This window comes from Acinetobacter endophylla, from assembly GCF_053543775.1.
The window spans coordinates 1-1,022 of the sequence record NZ_JBLVOM010000286.1; the positions used below are offsets into that span (position 1 = coordinate 1).

Annotated in this window: 1 protein-coding gene and 1 pseudogene; both read left to right on the forward strand. The window is 47.2% G+C overall.

Annotated elements, in window-relative coordinates; translation table 11 throughout:
- Nucleotides 1-844, forward strand: an 844-nt coding sequence (locus tag ACNPNW_RS16165) for an 8-amino-7-oxononanoate synthase (protein WP_448767176.1), incomplete at its 5' end; no start/stop codon positions are given.
- Nucleotides 811-1,022: pseudogene (locus ACNPNW_RS16170) on the forward strand (malonyl-ACP O-methyltransferase BioC); the annotation flags it as partial. The gene ACNPNW_RS16165 and the pseudogene ACNPNW_RS16170, both read left to right, overlap by 34 nt.

Consider the following 1,022-nt stretch of genomic DNA (forward strand, 5'->3'; position numbering starts at 1 on the left):
TCACATGAATATCGGGATTCTTCCTGCGCTCAGTAATGCTAAAACCATGATCATTGCTGACAAACTAGTACATGCCAGTATTATCGACGGGATTCGTTTATCTAAAGCTGGCTATGTGCGTTACCGCCATAATGACCTGCAGCATTTGACTCAGTTTTTAGAAAAATATCAGTCAGATGAATCTATCCAGCGCATCATTGTGGTAACTGAATCAATTTTCAGTATGGATGGGGATGAAACAGATTTAGCTGCTTTGGTGGCATTAAAACAGCAGTTTGCAAAAGTCATGCTCTATGTCGATGAGGCACATGCAATTGGTGTGCGCGGTGAACGTGGATTGGGCTGCGCAGAACAGTATCAAGTATTGGATCAGATTGATTTCCTGGTCGGTACCTTTGGCAAGGCTTTGGCTTCAGTTGGTGGTTATCTGGTCTGTGCGCCAGTGATTCGTGACTATCTGATTAATAGCATGCGACCTTTAATTTTTAGTACCGCCCAGCCGCCACTATGTATGGCCTGGACTAGATTTATTTTTCAGAAGGTACAGCAGCTTCAGGCGGGACGAGTACATTTGGCAGCATTGGCTGTACGCTGTCAGCAGGGCATTCAAGACTTGGGATATCACTGTCCGTCAACCTCGCAAATTGTGCCGGTACTGATTGGTGAGGCAAAACGCACCATTCAGGCGGCTGAAATTATGCAACAGCAGGGATTTTATGTGCTACCAGTACGTCCGCCAACGGTTCCTGCCAACACCTCCAGACTCAGAATCTGCCTGAATCAGAACATTTCTGCGGATGAGCTGGACGCATGTCTGCAGGTGCTGAGGAATTTGCCGCGATGAACAGCAAACAGATTGCCCAGCGTTTTGCTCAGGCAAATCTCAGTTATGAGCAGCATGCGCTGGTACAAAGTGCCGTAGCGGCAGAGTTGATGCAGTTCATGCAGCAGCATGTAGCACAACCACATTTGCAACGGGTATTGGAAATTGGCTGCGGTTCAGGGTTTTTTACCCGGCTTTT